Annotated in this window: 14 protein-coding genes; 11 read left to right on the forward strand and 3 right to left on the reverse strand. The window is 44.8% G+C overall.

Features of this window, described 5'->3' with window-relative positions; translation table 11 throughout:
- Positions 1-479: 479 nt before the first annotated feature.
- Both V5G28_RS22185 and V5G28_RS22190 read left to right on the forward strand, forming a co-directional pair.
- The gene (locus V5G28_RS22185) at positions 480-1,613 is read left to right on the forward strand and encodes a glycosyltransferase family 4 protein (RefSeq protein WP_332987779.1); all 1,134 of its coding nucleotides are present in this window, start codon (positions 480-482) and stop codon (positions 1,611-1,613) included.
- An 83-nt stretch (positions 1,614-1,696) separates the two neighbouring features.
- Entirely contained in the window at positions 1,697-4,345 is a 2,649-nt protein-coding gene (locus tag V5G28_RS22190; protein ID WP_332987581.1) for a GAF domain-containing protein, read from the forward strand.
- A 62-nt stretch (positions 4,346-4,407) separates the two neighbouring features.
- On the opposite strand, the gene V5G28_RS22195 is transcribed toward V5G28_RS22190, so the two are convergent.
- Complete coding sequence (locus V5G28_RS22195) at positions 4,408-4,668, reverse strand: DUF7219 family protein (RefSeq protein ID WP_332987583.1); 261 nt, start codon at positions 4,666-4,668, stop codon at positions 4,408-4,410.
- A gap of 408 nt (positions 4,669-5,076) precedes the next feature.
- Between V5G28_RS22195 and purC the strand changes: the two genes are divergently transcribed.
- From purC to lpxB, 6 genes are all read left to right on the forward strand, one after another.
- On the forward strand, positions 5,077-5,814 hold the full coding sequence (gene purC, locus V5G28_RS22200) for a phosphoribosylaminoimidazolesuccinocarboxamide synthase (protein WP_332987585.1): 738 nt from the start codon (positions 5,077-5,079) through the stop codon (positions 5,812-5,814).
- 239 nt (positions 5,815-6,053) lie between these two features.
- On the forward strand, positions 6,054-8,786 hold the full coding sequence (locus V5G28_RS22205) for a BamA/TamA family outer membrane protein (RefSeq protein ID WP_332987587.1): 2,733 nt from the start codon (positions 6,054-6,056) through the stop codon (positions 8,784-8,786).
- Between the two features lie 126 nt (positions 8,787-8,912).
- Positions 8,913-9,770 carry a UDP-3-O-acyl-N-acetylglucosamine deacetylase gene (gene lpxC / locus V5G28_RS22210; RefSeq protein WP_332987588.1) on the forward strand — a complete coding sequence of 286 codons (858 nt, stop codon included), beginning with the start codon at positions 8,913-8,915 and terminating at the stop codon, positions 9,768-9,770.
- Between the two features lie 116 nt (positions 9,771-9,886).
- On the forward strand, positions 9,887-10,423 hold the full coding sequence (gene fabZ / locus V5G28_RS22215) for a 3-hydroxyacyl-ACP dehydratase FabZ (RefSeq protein WP_073629663.1): 537 nt from the start codon (positions 9,887-9,889) through the stop codon (positions 10,421-10,423).
- 217 nt (positions 10,424-10,640) lie between these two features.
- Complete coding sequence (gene lpxA / locus V5G28_RS22220; RefSeq protein ID WP_332987590.1) at positions 10,641-11,459, forward strand: acyl-ACP--UDP-N-acetylglucosamine O-acyltransferase; 819 nt, start codon at positions 10,641-10,643, stop codon at positions 11,457-11,459.
- A 118-nt stretch (positions 11,460-11,577) separates the two neighbouring features.
- The gene (lpxB, locus tag V5G28_RS22225) at positions 11,578-12,741 is read left to right on the forward strand and encodes a lipid-A-disaccharide synthase (protein WP_332987591.1); all 1,164 of its coding nucleotides are present in this window, start codon (positions 11,578-11,580) and stop codon (positions 12,739-12,741) included.
- A 308-nt stretch (positions 12,742-13,049) separates the two neighbouring features.
- Here lpxB and V5G28_RS22230 read toward each other — a convergent pair whose 3' ends face one another.
- Positions 13,050-14,885, reverse strand: a complete 1,836-nt coding sequence (locus V5G28_RS22230; protein ID WP_332987593.1) for a response regulator — start codon at positions 14,883-14,885, stop codon at positions 13,050-13,052.
- Between the two features lie 44 nt (positions 14,886-14,929).
- Complete coding sequence (locus V5G28_RS22235; RefSeq protein ID WP_336231287.1) at positions 14,930-15,259, reverse strand: PAS domain S-box protein; 330 nt, start codon at positions 15,257-15,259, stop codon at positions 14,930-14,932.
- 283 nt (positions 15,260-15,542) lie between these two features.
- Between V5G28_RS22235 and V5G28_RS22240 the strand changes: the two genes are divergently transcribed.
- From V5G28_RS22240 to V5G28_RS22250, 3 genes are all read left to right on the forward strand, one after another.
- The gene (locus tag V5G28_RS22240) at positions 15,543-16,649 is read left to right on the forward strand and encodes an ATP-binding response regulator (RefSeq protein ID WP_332987596.1); all 1,107 of its coding nucleotides are present in this window, start codon (positions 15,543-15,545) and stop codon (positions 16,647-16,649) included.
- Between the two features lie 315 nt (positions 16,650-16,964).
- Positions 16,965-17,663: a response regulator transcription factor gene (locus V5G28_RS22245; protein WP_332987598.1), complete on the forward strand. Its 699-nt coding sequence runs from the start codon at positions 16,965-16,967 to the stop codon at positions 17,661-17,663.
- A gap of 249 nt (positions 17,664-17,912) precedes the next feature.
- Positions 17,913-18,191, forward strand: coding sequence for a hypothetical protein (locus V5G28_RS22250; protein WP_332987601.1), 279 nt, complete (start codon positions 17,913-17,915; stop codon positions 18,189-18,191).
- Positions 18,192-18,238 lie beyond the last annotated feature (47 nt).

Here is an 18,238-nt window from a genome sequence, read left to right on the forward strand (position 1 = left end):
TTCAGGGTTTCGTCGCATTGGGTCAAAAAATGAGCCAGCCTTCCTTTATTGACTAGTTCACTCACACGGCTATGAGATAAAGTTGCTCTAACGGCTGGCTCTTTTTTCTAAGCTTGACCCGAAAAAGATAAGTTCTGCGTCATGGCTGGTCGCAAACCGCAAAGCGCTTTTTTAGGGTACATAAACGACGAATACCAGTTGCCTGCGTTCGTATTAGCCTAGCAAGAGTGTTGGTTAATCGGTTGTCTAAATCTGGTCGTCATATTCTCGCGCAGTATGACGACCAGTGTTTTTAAAATGATGAATGAGAAGAATCAACAGTGAAATACGCGATTCTTCACTTGATAATTTTATACTACCCTACGGAAAGCTGTTTTGCAGAGGTTCCCTGTGACCAAAGCAAAGTGTACCTGGCGTCTACACATTGATTTTTGCCTTTATTTTATATTACAAATTTCGGTGGTACTGACTATTTTTTTATGCGGATCGCCCTATTTACCGAAACCTTTTTGCCTAAGGTTGATGGCATTGTAACACGCCTACGTCATACTATTGACCATCTTCAGCGCAATGCTAACCAAGTCCTGGTAATTGCCCCAGATGGTGGCATTACTGAATACAAAGGAGCTAAAGTATATGGTGTCTCGGGTTTTCCCCTGCCACTGTATCCAGAGTTAAAAATGGCACTACCTCGTCCAGCAATTGGTGATACTCTGGAGGAGTTTAAGCCAGATATTATTCACGTCGTGAACCCAGCTGTCTTGGGGGTAGCTGGTATATTTTATAGCAAAACCCTGAATGTTCCCTTGGTTGCATCTTATCATACACACCTGCCTCAGTATCTTCAGCATTACGGTTTAGGAATGCTGGAAGGGTTATTGTGGGAACTACTAAAGGCAGGTCACAATCAAGCAGCTTTAAATCTGTGTACCTCCACAGCAATGATGCAGGAATTGATAGCACACGGTATTGAAAGGGTAGATTTGTGGCAAAGAGGGGTGGATACGGAATCGTTTCATCCTGACTTTGCAAGTCTTGAAATGCGATCGCGCTTGTCCCAAAATCATCCCGAGAGCCACTTATTACTGTACATCGGGCGTCTTTCTGCCGAAAAAGAAATTGAGCGCATCAAACCAATTTTAGAAGCTATACCCTCAGCACGGCTGGCGTTAGTGGGAGATGGTCCCCACCGCCAAGCGCTGGAAAAACACTTTGCTGGAACAAATACTCACTTTGTTGGGTATCTTGGCGGTACAGAATTAGCCTCTGCCTTTGCAAGTGCTGATGCGTTTATTTTTCCTTCTCGGACGGAGACACTAGGATTAGTTCTACTAGAAGCTATGGCAGGTGGGTGTCCGGTAGTTGCAGCGCGTTCTGGCGGCATTCCGGATATTGTGACAGACGGGGTGAATGGATATCTTTTTGAGCCCCAAGCAGATGTTCAAAGCGCTATAAGAGCGACTGTTCGTCTTTTGCAACAGCAACAAGAACGAGAAACTATCCGTCAAAACGCGCGTCGGGAAGCAGAACGTTGGGGATGGGCTGCTGCTACACGCCAGCTAGAAACCTACTATCAAAGGGTTATTTATTCTCAATTGCCAAGGGCGGCATAAGCATGATCAGGGAATAGGGAATAGGGCATACCCCATTCCCCATTCCTCAATCTAAAATCTAAAATCTAAAATTCTAAATCCCCATGTCCCTCCTAAATGCTGGTAGCGTCCTGGCTACATTAACTGAACTGACTCAAGTTAATCGCACTCACTCGTTACTGCGTCGTGTCAAAGACCTTTCTGTTAACGAATTTGTTTGCTTGCTCGACTTTATCACAGCCGAATTTCAGCAATTTCTCAGGGCCATTGAACTGATTAACAATGAAGCTCTAGAAACTATGTTGGAGAAGGTACTGGAGGCAATTACACTCAAAATTGGTCAAATTCTCCAGGCAGAGCAAACCACGATTTTTTTAGTTGACCATGACAAAGGTCAGCTTTGGTCAAAAGTTCCCCAAGATAACACACAAAAAGCTATAGAAATTCGTACTCCGATTACCGTTGGTATACCTGGTCATGTTGCCAGTACAGCTCAATATTTGAACATATCTGATACCTCTACTCACCCCCTCTTTAGCCCAGAACTGGAAAAACAAATGGGCTACAAGTTTCGTAATATACTCTGTATGCCAGTTTTGAGCAGCAAAAACCAGGTTGTCGCAGTGGTGCAACTGGCAAATAAAGCTGGAGGTATTCCCTTTAATCACGAAGATGAAGCGCACTTTCGAGACTTTGCCTCTTCTATCGGCATTATTTTGGAAAGTTGCCAGTCTTTCTATGTTGCAGCTCGCAATCAACGAGGCGCAACTGCTCTTTTACGCGCGACTCAGACTTTGGGGCAAAGTTTGGATTTAGAAGCCACTTTGCAAATCGTCATGGAGCAAGCCCGGATTCTCATGCAAGCAGACCGCAGCACTCTATTTTTATATCGTAAAGAAATGGGGGAACTGTGGACTAAAGTGGCAACTGCGGATGATAAAACGATGATGGAAATCCGTATGCCGGATAACAAAGGCATTGCAGGATATGTAGCGTCCACTGGTGAAGCGCTGAATATTGCCGATGCTTATAAAGATCCGCGTTTTGACCCCACGACAGACCAGAAGACGAGATATGTCACTCGTAATATCCTGTGTTTGCCAGTGTTTAATTCCGCCAATGAATTGATTGGCGTGACGCAGTTAATTAATAAGCATCAAGGTAGTTTTACCGCCTCTGATGAAGAATTTATGCGGGCTTTTAATATCCAGGCAGGAATTGCTCTAGAAAATGCCCGCTTGTTTGAAAATGTATTATTAGAAAAACAGTATCAAAAAGATATTCTCCAAAGTCTTTCGGATGCCGTAATCTCTACGGATATGGAAGGTAAAATTGTTACTATTAATGATGCAGCGTTGCAGCTCTTGGGTTGTCCCTTGGAAGAAGCAAACCCTAAGAACAACAAGCATCTTTGGGAACAAAACTTGATTGGTCGTTTCGTGTGGGAAGTTGTGCCAATTGACAATCTCCAATTCCGTCTCCAAGATAGTTTAAAAACTGGGGCAAAACATTATGTTCCAGAGCAAAGTTTGACGGTAGGACTGGTATTAGTACCGAGTGCTGAGTGCCAAATGGTGAGTGAAACGAAAAACTCAGGACTGAATAACGGCAGTGCTTTCAAGTTGGGGGATATGTCCACACGGTTAACTCCTCAAGAATCAAAACTTTATATTCTGGCAATACGCGATCGCACCAACCCAAATTTTTTCATTCCCTGGAATCTCCCTATTTCACCTCGGTTGACGTTCCTTGATGCAAGTAGTGTCGAGAAAATCGAACGCAGTATCAATCTGACTGTCAACCCCTTGACTAACCCAGAAGGAGGCGTACGGGGCGGTTTGGTGGTATTGGAAGATATCAGTCAGGAAAAACGCATGAAAACCACCATGTACCGCTACCTGACTCCCCGCGTCGCAGAACAAGTCATGGCACTAGGGGAAGATGCTTTGATGGTGGGTGAACGCAAAGACGTGACTATCTTGTTTTCTGATATCAGAGGTTACACCACATTGACAGAAAATCTCGGTGCTGCCGAAGTGGTCTCCTTGCTGAATCAGTATTTTGAAACAATGGTCGAAGCTGTTTTTAACCACGAAGGCACCCTGGATAAGTTTATTGGTGATGCCTTAATGGCAGTATTTGGTGCGCCGCTGCCGTTGACCGATAATCATGCTTGGCGGGCAGTACAATCGGCGTTGGAAATGCGACAACGATTAGCAGAATTTAATCAGCGGCGAATTATCCTGGAACAGCCACAAATCCATGTTGGTATTGGCATTAGTTCCGGAGAAGTGGTTTCCGGCAATATTGGTTCACAAAAACGGATGGATTACACCGTTATCGGAGATAGCGTGAATTTGAGTTCCCGCCTAGAAGGAGTCACTAAGGAATATGGTTGTGATATCATTTTAAGTGAATTTACGTACGAGTTGTGCAGTGACCTGATTTGGGTACGTGAGTTAGACAGAATTAGAGTTAAAGGAAAACATCAAGCAGTTAGTATCTATGAGTTGATAGGCGATCGCCGTACTCCCTTAGATGCCAACATTCAGGAATTTTTGTTTTATTACCAGAATGGACGTACTGCTTATTTGTCGCGCAATTTCCACTGTGCTATTGCCTGCTTTGAAGCCGCCAAAAAAATTCAACCCAAAGACCAAGCCGTTGCTATCTACTTAGAACGCGCTCATCATTATCTTAATCAGGCTCCCAGTGATTCTTGGGATGGTGTCTACAGTAGGCTGACAAAGTAATCAAAAAATTATGAAACTGGAAGGCTCCCGCTATTAATGATTCATAATTTATTCACTTTTATTTATTCACTTTTTCCATCGTCAGTCTGGAAAGGGTTTTCACCGATTCCCAGTTCTTGTTTTGAGCGTTTTAAGTTTTTCCAAAGCTCCTTGATTTGCTCATAGGCTTGATCCGGTGGTATTTTCCCTGATGTTTCTAAGTTACAAATGTAACTTATTCTTTGGGCAAATTCCTGTAAGTTAGCATTGAAAACTAAGTTTTCTGGCTTCACTTGACCGTAGTAGCGACCACGAGGATAGAGAAAATTTTCTTTATCTACCATTCTTCTCTCCATTTACTCAATCCCCCCCTGTATTCGGCTTTGAAGTCAATAGTTGGCAACTTTGGTTGAGTTTCCTTTGGTTGCTTAGTGACTTTTTGTGCCTTTAAACGATGATTGTATTCAACTTGAGTGGAAACTGCCACAAAAAAAGGTATTTTTATATACTTTTTTATTTTATTTTACCAATTTATTTAGCGAAAAATTATTACAAAATACTGTAAACAGTTATACTTTTATCTACCAATTGACTGACTAATCAAAGACTAGCGTCTCACCCCAAAGCAAGCGAACTTGTGGGTGCATAGATCATTTGTCTATGACTTATGACTAATAACTGATGACTAAAGATAAAATGGTTAAGCCTAAAAGCATAAAAGCTGCTCATCGCCCATAACTTTACCTTTCGCCATGTCTGTTCAAACAAAAGTATACGAAGGCAAAGCTAAAATCCTCTACACAACGGATGATCCTGAAATTTTATTAGCTGATTTTAAAGACGATGCAACTGCCTTTAACGCCCAAAAACGGGGTAGCATCCAGGGCAAGGGAAATATGAATAATAGCATTTCTAGTAAACTATTTCAACAGCTAGAAGCGCATGGTATAAAGACTCACTATATAGACAGCCCTGCTCCGAATCAAATGCGGGTAAAGGCGTTGAAGATTTTGCCATTGGAAGTCGTGGTGAGGAATATTGCTGCTGGAAGTCTTTGCAAACAAACAGGATTAGCACTGGGGACTGTGTTAAAACAGCCATTGGTCGAGTTTTATTACAAAAACGATGAATTGGGAGATCCATTGTTAACAGGCGATCGCCTTTTCCTGTTAGAACTCGCGACTCCGGAACAAGTAGATACCATTACCCATCTAGCATTACAAATCAACAAGTTTCTTTGTGACTTTTTCCGGCGGTGCGACATTACCTTAGTGGACTTCAAACTGGAGTTTGGCTTGGACTCACAACAGCAATTGCTATTGGCAGATGAAATTAGTCCGGACACTTGTCGTTTATGGGACAATTCTGCTGTAGGTGACCCGAATCTCCGGGTACTGGACAAAGACCGCTTCCGTCAAGATTTGGGGAATGTAGAGAATGCCTACCAGGAGGTTTTACAACGAGTACTTAAAGCTGTGGAAAGCAATTGAAGCAGATAAGGAATTGGCGAGTGGCGACTAAGTCATTCCCAATTCCCAATTGTTGATCCCCAATGCCTAATACTTTGGTAAAAAAGAAAAACAAATGATTCTTATCCACTTTTGCCTTTTGCAATTTGCCTTATAAAGGTAAAAGGCAAAAATTAAGAATGTAATTTTTACATTAACCTTTGGTTGAGAGCATGATTGCCTAGTGATGGTGTGTGGACGTGAAGAGGAATCCAAAAAAAATGCGCTTATCTCCCGTTTTAGTCACAGTTGTGGCGATTGCAGCCCCTTTTGGCAGTTCGCTGAGTGCAAATGCACAAACGCCCAACACTTCAAATTTAAACCAGACAGCAGAGGGTTTAAAACCTTTAACTAATCAACAGTACAAAGTCGGGATCTTCCCAGCTTCGTCAGCAGCAATAGCGAAGCCGGAACTCGTACTGCCAAGTTCCACAGAAAAGTCAACAACGACAGGGTTCCCCAACAGTTCTAAACAGACAGCAGAGGGTTTAAAACCTTTAAGCAATCAACAGTACAAAGTCGGGATCTTCCCAGCTTCAGCATCAACAGCGACAAAAAAGGTCATATTGCCAAGAAGCTCCAGATCTTCAACAATTGCACAAAATCCTCTGCAAACGCCCGCTCCTGACACTCAACAACAGCAAACATCTCCCCAAGCTCCCAATCCCACTCCTGCACCGGAAAATATCAACCAGCCTGGGGCTGAACCGGGACAAAATCCTGGGCAAACACCTTTTCCAAGCATTCAACAACAAACACCCGCTCCTGACACTCAACAGCAGCAAACACCTCCCCAAGGTGGTACCAATCAACCTGCGACTGAACCGGGACAAAATCCCGGGCAAACACCTTTCCCAAGCATTCAACAGCAGCAAACACCTCCCCAAGCTCCTGGTACTCCCACTACACCAAATGGTACCAATCAACCCGGGGCTGAACCGGGACAAAATCCTGGGCAAACACCTTTCCCAAGCATTCAACAGCAGCAAACACCTCCCCAAGCTCCTGGTACTCCCACTACACCAAATGGTACCAATCAACCCGGGGCTGAACCTACATCTCCACAAGCTCCAGGAAGCCCCCAACCAGAGCAATCCCCAGAAGCTGCTGAACCCCGCGTGCTCGTCTCTGAAGTCTTGGTTAGATCTGAAAGCGGGCAACTCGTGCCGGAACTGGAAGAGCAAGTGTATAGAGCCATTCGCACGCAACCAGGACGAACAACAACCCGTTCCCAACTGCAAGAAGATATTAACTCCATTTTTGGCACTGGCTTCTTCTCCAACGTCCAAGCAGTGCCAGAAGATACGCCTGTGGGAGTACGGGTAAGCTTTGTTGTACGACCTAACCCCGTGCTGACTAAGGTGCAAGTGCAGGCAAATGCCGGCGCAAATGTTCCCTCTGTACTACCTGCTACTACTGCAGATGAAATATTTAAAAACCAGTATGGCAAAATCCTTAACTTGCGTGATTTACAAGAGGGCATCAAGCAATTAAGCAAGCGCTATCAAGACCAAGGTTATGTGCTGGCAAACGTAATTGGAGCACCGCAAGTCTCTGAAAACGGAGTTGTCACTTTGCAAGTGACAGAAGGGGTGGTAGAAAATATCCGAGTTCAGTTCCGCAATAAAGAAGGTCAGGTGACAAACGACAAGGGACAACCGATCCGGGGACGGACGCAACCCTATATCGTGACGCGAGAACTGCAGATCAAGCCCGGAACAGTTTTCAACCGCAACACAGTGCAAAAAGACTTGCAAAGGGTCTTCGGACTGGGGCTGTTTGAAGATGTGAATGTTTCTCTTGACCCTGGTACAGACCCCAGCAAGGTGAATGTGGTCGTCAACGTGGTTGAGCGTAACAGTGGTTCTATTGGTGCGGGTGCTGGTTTGAGTTCTGCCAGTGGATTGTTTGGTTCAATCAGCTATCAGGAGCAAAACCTCAATGGCAGAAATCAAAAATTAGGGGCAGAGGCGCAGGTAGGAACAAGGGGAGAGTTTCTGTTTGATCTGCGCTTTACAGATCCCTGGATAGGTGGTGACCCCTTCCGGACTTCTTATACGGCAAATCTCTTCCGCCGTCAGTCGATTTCATTGATTTTTGAAGGCGACGATAGAAACATTGAGACTTTCAACCCCAACAATCCCAATGCTGATGGCGATCGCCCCCGTATTGTGCGTTTGGGAGGCGGTGTTAACTTCACCCGTCCCTTGTCCAGAAATCCCTACGAAAGGTCAGAATGGACAGCTTCAGCTGGTTTGCAGTATCAACGAGTAACTACCAAAGATGCTGATGGCGATACTAGAAGTCTGGGGCGTCTCGAGCGCCCACCCGAGGGCACAAATGAGCTCATTGAGTTGACCCAATCTGGGGAAGGTGAAGACGATTTGTTGCTATTGCAACTAGGTGCTGCACGCGATCTGAGAAATAACCCCTTGCAACCTACCAGTGGTTCTTACTTCCGCGTTGGTCTTGACCAGTCGGTGCCGATAGGACTGGGCAATATTCTCTTAACCAGGTTGCGGGGTAGCTACAGCCAATACTTCCCTGTAAGCTTTATTAACTTCACTAAAGGACCGCAAACCCTTGCTTTTAATCTTCAAGCGGGAACAATCCTTGGTGACTTACCTCCCTACGAAGCCTTTTCTCTCGGTGGTAGCAACTCTGTTCGAGGATATGACGAAGGAGGCTTAGCCAGTGGACGTAGTTTCGTACAAGCATCGGTTGAGTATCGCTTCCCAGTTTTCTCCGTCGTCAGCGGCGCACTATTTTTTGATGTTGGTTCCGATTTCGGAACTGGTAATAGAGCATCTCAGTTGCTGAACAAAAATGGTACTGGTTACGGCTACGGTGTTGGCGTGCGCGTGCAGTCTCCTTTGGGACCAATTCGTATTGACTACGGCATTAACGATGATGGAGATAGCCGGATCAACTTTGGTATTGGCGAAAGGTTCTAAGTAGTCATTAGTCATTAGTCATTAGTCATTAGTCATTAGTCATTAGTCATTAGTCATTCTTCACGACAAATGACTAAGGACCAAGGACAAAGGACAAAGGACAAATGACAAAGGACAAAAAACAATATGCAAGAACATACATTAGCAGCGCAAATTAACCAAACAGGAGTGGGACTGCACAGCGGAGTCACTACCCAAGTTCGGGTAAAACCAGCCGAAGCGGGAAGTGGACGCTACTTTGTGCGCGTGGATTTGCCCGATACTCCAATCATTCCAGCCCAAGTCGCAGCGGTGAATCAAACCGTGCTTTCCACTCAATTAGGTAAAGGAGAGGCATCTGTCCGCACGGTAGAGCATTTGCTAGCAGCTCTTGCTGCAATGAAAGTCGATAACGCCCGAATTGAAATTGACGGTCCAGAAGTGCCACTTTTGGATGGATCAGCGAAGGTGTGGACAGAGGCGATCGCCCAAGTTGGCTTAGTGTCACAAACCCTGAGCGAGGAAAAAGTTCCTCACCTCATCGACCAACCAATTTGGGTGCGTCAGGGTGATGCTTTTGTCTGTGCCATTCCAGCCCCAGAAACTCGCTTTACCTACGGTATTGATTTCGATTTCCCGGCAATTGGTAATCAATGGCACAGCTGGTCGTTCGCTCCCAATAAGGAAAACCCTGATGATACCTTTGCTCTAGAAATTGCTCCTGCCCGTACCTTTGGTTTACTGCATCAAATAGAACACTTGCAGCAGTCGGGGTTGATTAAAGGTGGCAGCTTGGATAATGCTCTGGTTTGTGGACCAGACGGTTGGGTAAATCCGCCATTAAGATTTGCAAATGAGCCAGTACGTCATAAAATCTTGGATTTAGTAGGAGATTTAAGCTTGCTTGCAATTTTCCCTTGCGCTCATTTTTTGGCGTACAAAGCCAGCCACAATTTACACATTCAACTGGCGCAAAGGATTTTAGATTTGGAAGTTGGTTCGTAGTAAGCGCTTCAGCGCTCACTACAAGCCAATTCTCAATCCACAATCCACATTTTTAGGGGGAGGGTCAAACAAGCACCTACGCAAAAAAGAACAATAGAAAATAAATCGTACTGTCAATGTCAAGCGTCACCAAAGAAGTCAATACCATCGATATTCCCACAACACCAGCATCTACCAATGACCAGCCAGATAATGCCACCACAGGCAAGTCTGACAACCAGGTCATTTACTCTATAGAAGACATCCAAAAGCTGCTACCTCACCGCTACCCTTTTGCGCTCGTAGACCGGATTATTGAATATGTGCCGGGAAAACGAGCTGTTGGCATTAAGAACGTCACTATCAATGAACCCCATTTTCAAGGGCATTTTCCAGGACGTCCTATTATGCCAGGAGTGCTGATTGTAGAAGCAATGGCACAAGTTGGCGGTGTTGTCTTGACTCAACTTCCAGAGATGGAAGGCGGACTCTTTGTCTTTGCTGGTATCGATAAAGTTCGCTTCCGCCGTCAAGTCGTACCAGGAGATCAACTGGTTATGACTGTGGAACTGTTGTGGGTAAAACAACGTCGTTTCGGTAAAATGCAAGCGCGTGCCGAAGTAGACGGTCAGCTCGCTACTGAAGGCGAACTGATGTTTTCCCTAGTAACCTGAAAATTTGCTTTTGTGGTAGAGGCACGACCGTGACGTGCCTTTCCTGAACCTTTTACTGAATTCTGAATAAGGATATCAGTAAAAGAAACAACTCACAACAGCATTATTATTTTAGTTTTATATTTTCGACGCCCTCACACATAAGTAGCTCACCTGATACTTTCGGCTACTAAATAACTAAACTCTCAGCATTCAAGACTCTTGTGGAGATGCACCCTTGAAAACCCTAATTCATCAAACTGCTGTAATTCATCCTAATGCAGAATTGCACCCTACAGTGCAAGTCGGTGCTTATGCTGTGATTGGAGGGCATGTCAAAGTCGGTCCTGAAACCACCATCGGCGCTCACGCCGTACTAGAAGGACCTTTGGAGATTGGGGCACGAAATCAAATTTTTCCGGGAACCGTTATTGGCATGGAACCCCAAGATCGGAAATACGATGGCGAATTTAGCTGGGTCAAAATCGGAGATGATAACCGCATTCGCGAATACGTCACGATTAACCGCGCCACTGGTACAGGTAAAGAAACTCGTATTGGCAACGGTAACCTACTCATGGCTTATGTTCATGTGGGTCATAATTCTGTCATAGAAGACAATGTCACTATTTCTAATTCTGTAGCGATCGCCGGACACGTCCACATAGAGTCACGAGCAGTCATAAGCGGGGTTCTGGGAATTCATCAATTTGTGCATATTGGGACTTTGGCAATGGTGGGGGGCATGAGCCGCATTGAGCGAGATGTCCCTCCATATATGCTTGTAGAAGGAAATCCATCGCGAGTGCGAGCTCTGAATCTTGTAGGACTCAAACGCGCTGGTTTTAGCACTGATGAGTTTCAAATCCTGAAAAAAGCCTTTCGTATTCTTTACCGTTCTGAGATGGTTTTTAAGGAATCCTTGGAACAGTTGGAACTACTAGGGGATACCCAACAGTTACAGCATCTGCGTCGCTTTTTGCTACTTTCTCAAATGCCAGGAAGACGCGGCTTAATTCCTGGAAAGGGGAAAGCTGTCGTGAGTGACGAATCATAAGTTATGAGACAAGGGGACAAGGGGACGAATCAATTCAAAATTCGCTCATTCAACATTTAGAATTTCTCCCCACCTCCCCATCTCCCTCATCTCCAATTTCCTATTCCTAAATTTATAAATGCGAATATTTATTAGTACTGGCGAAGTGTCTGGCGACTTGCAAGGGTCGCTGCTAGTTGCTGCGCTTAAGCGTCAAGCGGCATTGGCTGGATTGGAATTAGAAATTGTGGCGCTGGGTGGCGAAAAGATGGCAAATGTTGGAGCTACCCTTTTAGAAAATACTACTAGAATTGGCTCAGTGGGTATTCTGGAATCACTGCCTTACGTGTTACCAACACTCCAGATTCAGCGACGGGCGATCGCCTATCTCAAGCAAAATCCACCTGACTTGGTGGTGCTAATTGACTACATGACACCAAATATTGTCATAGGCAACTATCTTCGTCAAAATCTGCCACAAATACCTGTTGTATTTTATATAGCACCACAAGAGTGGGTTTGGTCACTGAATTCACGTAATACCAACTTAATTGTTGGCATAACAGATAAGCTGCTAGCAGTCTTTCCAGGGGAAGCCCGGTATTTCCAAGAAAAAGGAGCAAATGTAACCTGGGTAGGGCATCCTTTAGTAGATAGAGTTCAAAGCTTTCCGAGTCGCGAGACGGCGCGTACGCAGTTAGGAATTGCGGAGGATGTCATAAGTGTGGCTCTTCTGCCCGCGTCTCGTCGCCAAGAACTTAAACATCTTCTGCCTGTGATGTTCCAGGCAGCTCAAGTGATTCAAGCCAAGTTGCCTCAGGTACATTTTTGGATACCTTTATCTCTGGAAATCTACCGAAAACCAATTGAACAGGCAATACAGCGTTACGGTTTACAAGGTTCTGTGGTATCCGGCAAAACTCAGGAAGTCCTCGCCGCGGCTGATATGGCAATCACCAAATCTGGCACAGTTAACCTGGAACTGGCACTGTTGAACGTACCCCAAGTTGTCCTCTACCGACTTCATCCGATTACCGCGTGGATTGCCCGTACTGTCCTCAAAGGTTCTATACCTTTCGCATCGCCAACCAATTTAGTGGTGATGAAGCCAATTGTGCCAGAGTTGTTACAAGAGCAAGCAACACCAGAGAACATTACCCAAGCAGCGCTGGAATTATTGCTCAATTCTGAGCGTAAACAGCAAATGTTGGCAGACTATCAAGAAATGCAGCAGCGTTTGGGAGAAGTGGGAGTGTGCGATCGCGCTGCCAAAGAAATTTTGCAAATGCTACCAAATTTTTAACATTAGAGCGTGCTTATAAAGAAAACCTTAATTCGCGTGTGTTATATCATGTTCGGCTAATTAGTTATGATTTCCACGTTGACTGCACCCCACCCCTTTATCCCCTCCCCGCAAGCGGGGAACTCGGGGTCCCCTCTGGGGATTAGGGGCAGGGAGCCTAAGCGCAGCTTTGGCGGGGTGGGGTTCTTCAGGAATGATAAGTAATCAACCAAACCTGATATTACGGCTCGACAAGAATTATTTTGAACTGTAACGCACTGCACGTTTAAACTCGGTTTACATCCCCAGGACGATTGACAAATAGGGAATTAGCGTGCATTAGTTAAAGCAATAATTTCTTCAAAAGAAAAATCATGAACTAGGTTAGTCAAGGCTTTAGCTAAACAAGCGTGTGACTGAGGAATCTCGTTAACGAGCTTGAGAACGTGCTTGGCATTAACTCTTGTCGCAGCCTGGTGCAATTGTTCCACCCACTCAACAGGCATTTGTGCGATCGCATCTGCGATCTCCTCTGTCGAGAGAATCGGCTGTTGGTGCAGTTTTGTTTCGTGCGTGGCATAGATATACTTGGCACCCAAGTATTCAGCCATCTTTTCAAATATGGTTTCAGCGGAAAAGGGCTTGCGGACGAAATCGTCACAGCCTATAGACAAAGCTATGAGCCGATCCTCTTCAAAAGCACTGCCCGTCAAAGCAATCACAACAGGGGCACAATCCCCTGCCGATTTTATCCGTTTGGTTGCTTCATACCCATCCATCAAAGGCATTCGCATATCCATCCAGACTAGATGGGGACGCCAACTCGCAGACAATTTGATCGCTTCTTGCCCGTTGTTAGCTTCCCGCACGTCAAAACCCACAGGTTGCAGCAACTCGATCATAAGTTGGCGAATTTCCTGTTTGTCCTCTACGACTAGAATGCGATAATGCGGTTGCCCCGGAGCCAAAGCGCTGACTTGCTGAGTCGATTTTTGAACCTGTACCTCCGAGGCTTCAACCTCCTGGGTTTGGATATCAAACTTAAAAATGGTTCCGATCTCCAAGGTGCTGTCTGCGGTAATCTCTCCTCCCATCAAGCGGACAAATTTCTGACTGATCGGCAAGCCCAGCCCAGTTCCCCCCTCTTGAGAGTTTTGACCAGTCTGAGTTTGCACGAACGGCTCAAATAAACACTCAAGTTCAGTGAAATCAATACCAGGACCGGTATCTTCGACTTCAAAAAACAAGCGCAATCGTCTGTCTTGTTCCTCATTCCCCCGCTTTCCTCGCAAAATAACTCTGCCTGCTTGGGTGAACTTAACAGCATTGCCTAACAAGTTAATGAAAACCTGGCGCAGTTTGCTCTGATCGCTGCGAATATATTGAGGAAGGTCAGGGGCTAATTCAAAGATCAGCTTCAATCCTTTAGACTCGGCTTTTAACCGAAACATCTGTTGCAAACTGTCCAAAAGATACTTTAAGTCGAAGTTAGTTTGATGAAATATGGTTTTGCCCGCCTCAATTTTGGACATTTCCAAGACATCATCAATCAAATTCAACAAGTGTTCGCCACTGCGGGCGATCGCCTCCAAGTACTCCTGTTGCTGAGCATGAACAGTGCTACTCCTAGCAAGCAATTGAGTAAAGCCCAGGATAATATTGAGAGGAGTTCGCAGTTCGTGGCTCATGTTTGCCAAGAACTGACTTTTGGCATTGTTTGCTACATCCGCTGCTTCTTTAGCCTGGTTGAGTGCGACTTCTATCTGTTTGCGCACCGTGATATCGCGAATCACCAAAACAGCACATTTCTCGCCTCCGACCAATTGAATACAGCTGCCAGAAATTTCCAGGATTAAGGTTTGCTCGTATTGTTGAAATTCATATTCAGTGGCTTTAAGTTCATTTTGGAGTGCCTTTACCGCTGGATGTGTTGAGGGTAGAATCTCTTGACCCTGCTGTGCTAATGGTAGTAGCTCAATCAGTTGCCTTCCCAGAATAGTGATATGAGGTCTGTCAAGCAGGCGATCAAAGACTGTGTTGCACCATTGCACAACGGTGTCTTCACTCGTCCAAACGATCGCGTTATCAATAGCTCCTAGTGCAACCTCCATCTTTCCTAAAGTTGAACGCAGTCGGCTCAACTGAAGGGCAAGATCGTTCTCCATAAATACAACCTTAAATACAACCTTATTGCAAAATTATTATTGCTTTACAAAGGACGAATCATTGCTCCAAACAACCAATGTTCTCCTTGCTTGTGTGCCGTAATCAAATGTTCGCTCTCGAATTCTTTTCCATCCTTGGTTACGGCTTTCAGTAGGAGAGGATGATTGAGAACATGAGACTTTTCCGTCATAACAAAGCGGGAAAAACTGAGTCGATGGGAATCGTGAAGGCTGCTGGGAATAATGACTTCGAGGGGTAAGCCAACTATCTCCTCCGAACTCCAGCCAAAAACAGTTTTAAAAGAATCATTGACATAATTGATAAATCCTTCTTGGTCGGTCAGAACAACTGGAAATTCAGTTTCTAACCTCATGTCATTAATACTTTTCATGGAACAGCTTTGATTCTTTTAATAAGAAAAAATTGATATATGTATTTTTACACTATAAACGTTCTTTTGTGACTTGAGTTAGAGTAAAATAAAGAACTATTGACTTAGTGTTTGCCTCATGCATTTAGCAATTCCTCAGCCCTCAAAGTTTGCTATTTTTCTTCTTTAAAAGTCAAATAATAAGGATAAAAGCCTGGAAATATGGGACGAATATTGACGGATGCTCTCACAGATACTTGTTCGTTGGTTTTGACTCAGGCTGAAGATGAACAATAGTCAATTACACAAGGGAGATATCCTTATTGTTGACGACACCCTTGATAACCTGCGCCTCTTATCTAACATACTTACCGAGCAGGGGTATGAGGTGCGGGGGGTGACAAACGGCTCAATGGCGTTAATGGGTGCCACCGCTCAACCACCGGATTTGATTTTGCTCGACATCAATATGCCAGGACTCAATGGCTATGAAGTTTGCCAGCAGTTGAAAGCAAATGCCCAAACTTCCGAGATTCCGGTCATTTTCCTCAGCGCTTTAACTGAAGCCTTTGATAAGGTAAAAGCGTTCTCAGTTGGAGGTGTAGATTACATTACCAAGCCTTTTCAACTAGAGGAAGTCTTCGCCCGTGTTGAAACTCAACTCACAAGCCGTAGATTGCGAGAACAACTTCAACTTCAAAATTCCCGTTTGCAGCTTGCAGAGAAAGAACTCCTCAAAGCTTTGGAGCAAGAACGGGAACTTAACCAGCGGATTCAGGAAATGACGGCTGTGGAAGAGCGCAATCGAATTGCCCGTGACATTCATGACTCCTTAGGGCATTCGCTGGTTGCACTCAATATTCAAATTGAAGCTGCTTTGGCTCTATGGCACGAGGACTTGGACAAAGCTCATGCATTTGTGTTGGAGGCAAAACAACTGGGGTCAGAGACGTTGAAAGCAGTACGCGAATCAGTCACGCTGATCAGGTCTGAGCCACTGCAAGGTCATTCCTTAGAAAGGGCGATCGCAAGTCTTACAGATGAATTTCATCGCCTAACTGGTGTGAAGCCAGAGTGCCATATTGACGTTACGCCCAATTTACCCGATTCGATAAACACAGCAATTTACCGAATTTTACAGGAAGGACTGACGAACATTTGCAAGTATGCCCAGGCAAGTGCTGTCCAGATTCAGCTTCAGTCTACAGCTTCTGGTGTATTTCTAATGCTTCAGGATAATGGCAAAGGCTTTCAGGTGGAGCGCAATACAAAGGGATTTGGACTCAGGGGAATGCAGGAACGAGTCACTGCTTTGAACGGTCAGTTGGAGATTGTCAGCGAACCAAATACAGGTTGTCTCATTGCAGCTAAATTTCCCACAATAGCAGATTAGACCTCTCCAAAAAACAATGTAGAGACGTGCCATGGCACGTCTGGTACAAGGGTTGTAGACAACGCACAATTAATTTCTGGAGATGTCTATTGAGAACCAACAAAGAGCAAATTTGAGCCTTGAGGGAATTACCGAATATTATTGTAAAATATTTACTAAAATTTCGTAAATTTAGGTTTTATTAGCCCAATATCAAGTTTAATAATTTTACGGTTGCTAAAAAACTTGCCTTGTTGTGTCCCACCGTTAAAAGCGGATGGGTTCTTGATGGGTTCTTAAATTATTTCTTATAACTCACTTATAACTAACTCACTTATGATTCGGGTATTGCTGGTTGAAGACCAAGAGATTGTCCGTCGTGGCTTGAAAACTCTATTAGAGATTCAGCCCGATTTAGAAATAGTGGCAGAAGCAGAAAACGGTCAAAAAGCGATTCATCAGATGGAAAGTCTTTATGGTAGGAATTTTCAACCCGATGTCGTGTTGATGGACATCCGAATGCCCGTAATGGATGGAGTTGCTGCTACCGAGCAGATTTGCAAGCAGTTTCCAGACACAAAGATTCTGATTCTTACAACCTTTGATGATACTCCATATGTCTCCAGAGCCTTACGCTTTGGAGCTAAAGGATACTTATTGAAGGATACACCGGCACAGGAACTAGCAGCAGCAATTCGTTCGATTCACAAAGGGTATACTTACTTCGGACCCGGAATTTTGGAAAAGATGCTAAGTGTCGTACCAGTTTCTGAGCCAGAAGCACAAAAAGAGCCACCAGAGGAACTCGGGCAACTCACTCTCAGAGAACGAGAAGTTTTGTGTTTGATTGCAACGGGTTTAAGCAATCGAGAAATTGCCCAAACTCTCTTTCTTTCTGAAGGGACAGTCAGAAATCACATCACTCATATTCTGACTCGACTCAATTTACGCGATCGCACTCAAGCCGCGATTTTTGCTAATACCTTTCTATGTTGGCTGAAGAACTCTGAGTTGCCAACAAAGACTAGAGTGTAAATTAATACAAAAACATTGGACTGTTGGAAAATTGGAGGTAAAACCTCTGTTTTCATCAAAAAGATTGTGTAGAGACGCTTTCATGAGAGCGCGTCTCTACATTGTCTAACAGAATCAAGTCGCGGCACCCCTAAGATTTTGGTGTACTGTATTGACACTCCCCATGCGTAGAACCCAGGGGATTCTAGTTTCACAGAGCTAACTTTAATACACAAGGGCGCTGCCGTTCCTCTCACCGAATGACCGTGTATGAACGCATCATCTAGTTTGAGCAAGTGTACCCAGGGGTTTGCTCTCCACAAGCGTACTGGAATACGTAGTCCAGAGTTTGGGCGTGCCCCGCCCTACCTTTTTATGCACAAAAACTCACGTTTCCTGGTGGTTGGTACTCTTTTGAGTCCATGCGTTTTAAGGGTTGTTCGCGCCCTTGCTGTTGCCATCATTTTACGTCGTAGTTTTATCGGTGATACCGACGAATTCTCACCTGTGGCAAGCCAACATGAATATTATATACGACAGTGGGAATAAATTCCCCTTGGCGTCGCCCATAATTAGAAACTAGGGGCTTGCGCCCT

The sequence above is a fragment of the Scytonema sp. PRP1 genome, assembly GCF_036697665.2.
Taxonomy (GTDB): domain Bacteria; phylum Cyanobacteriota; class Cyanobacteriia; order Cyanobacteriales; family Nostocaceae; genus Kalymmatonema; species Kalymmatonema gypsitolerans.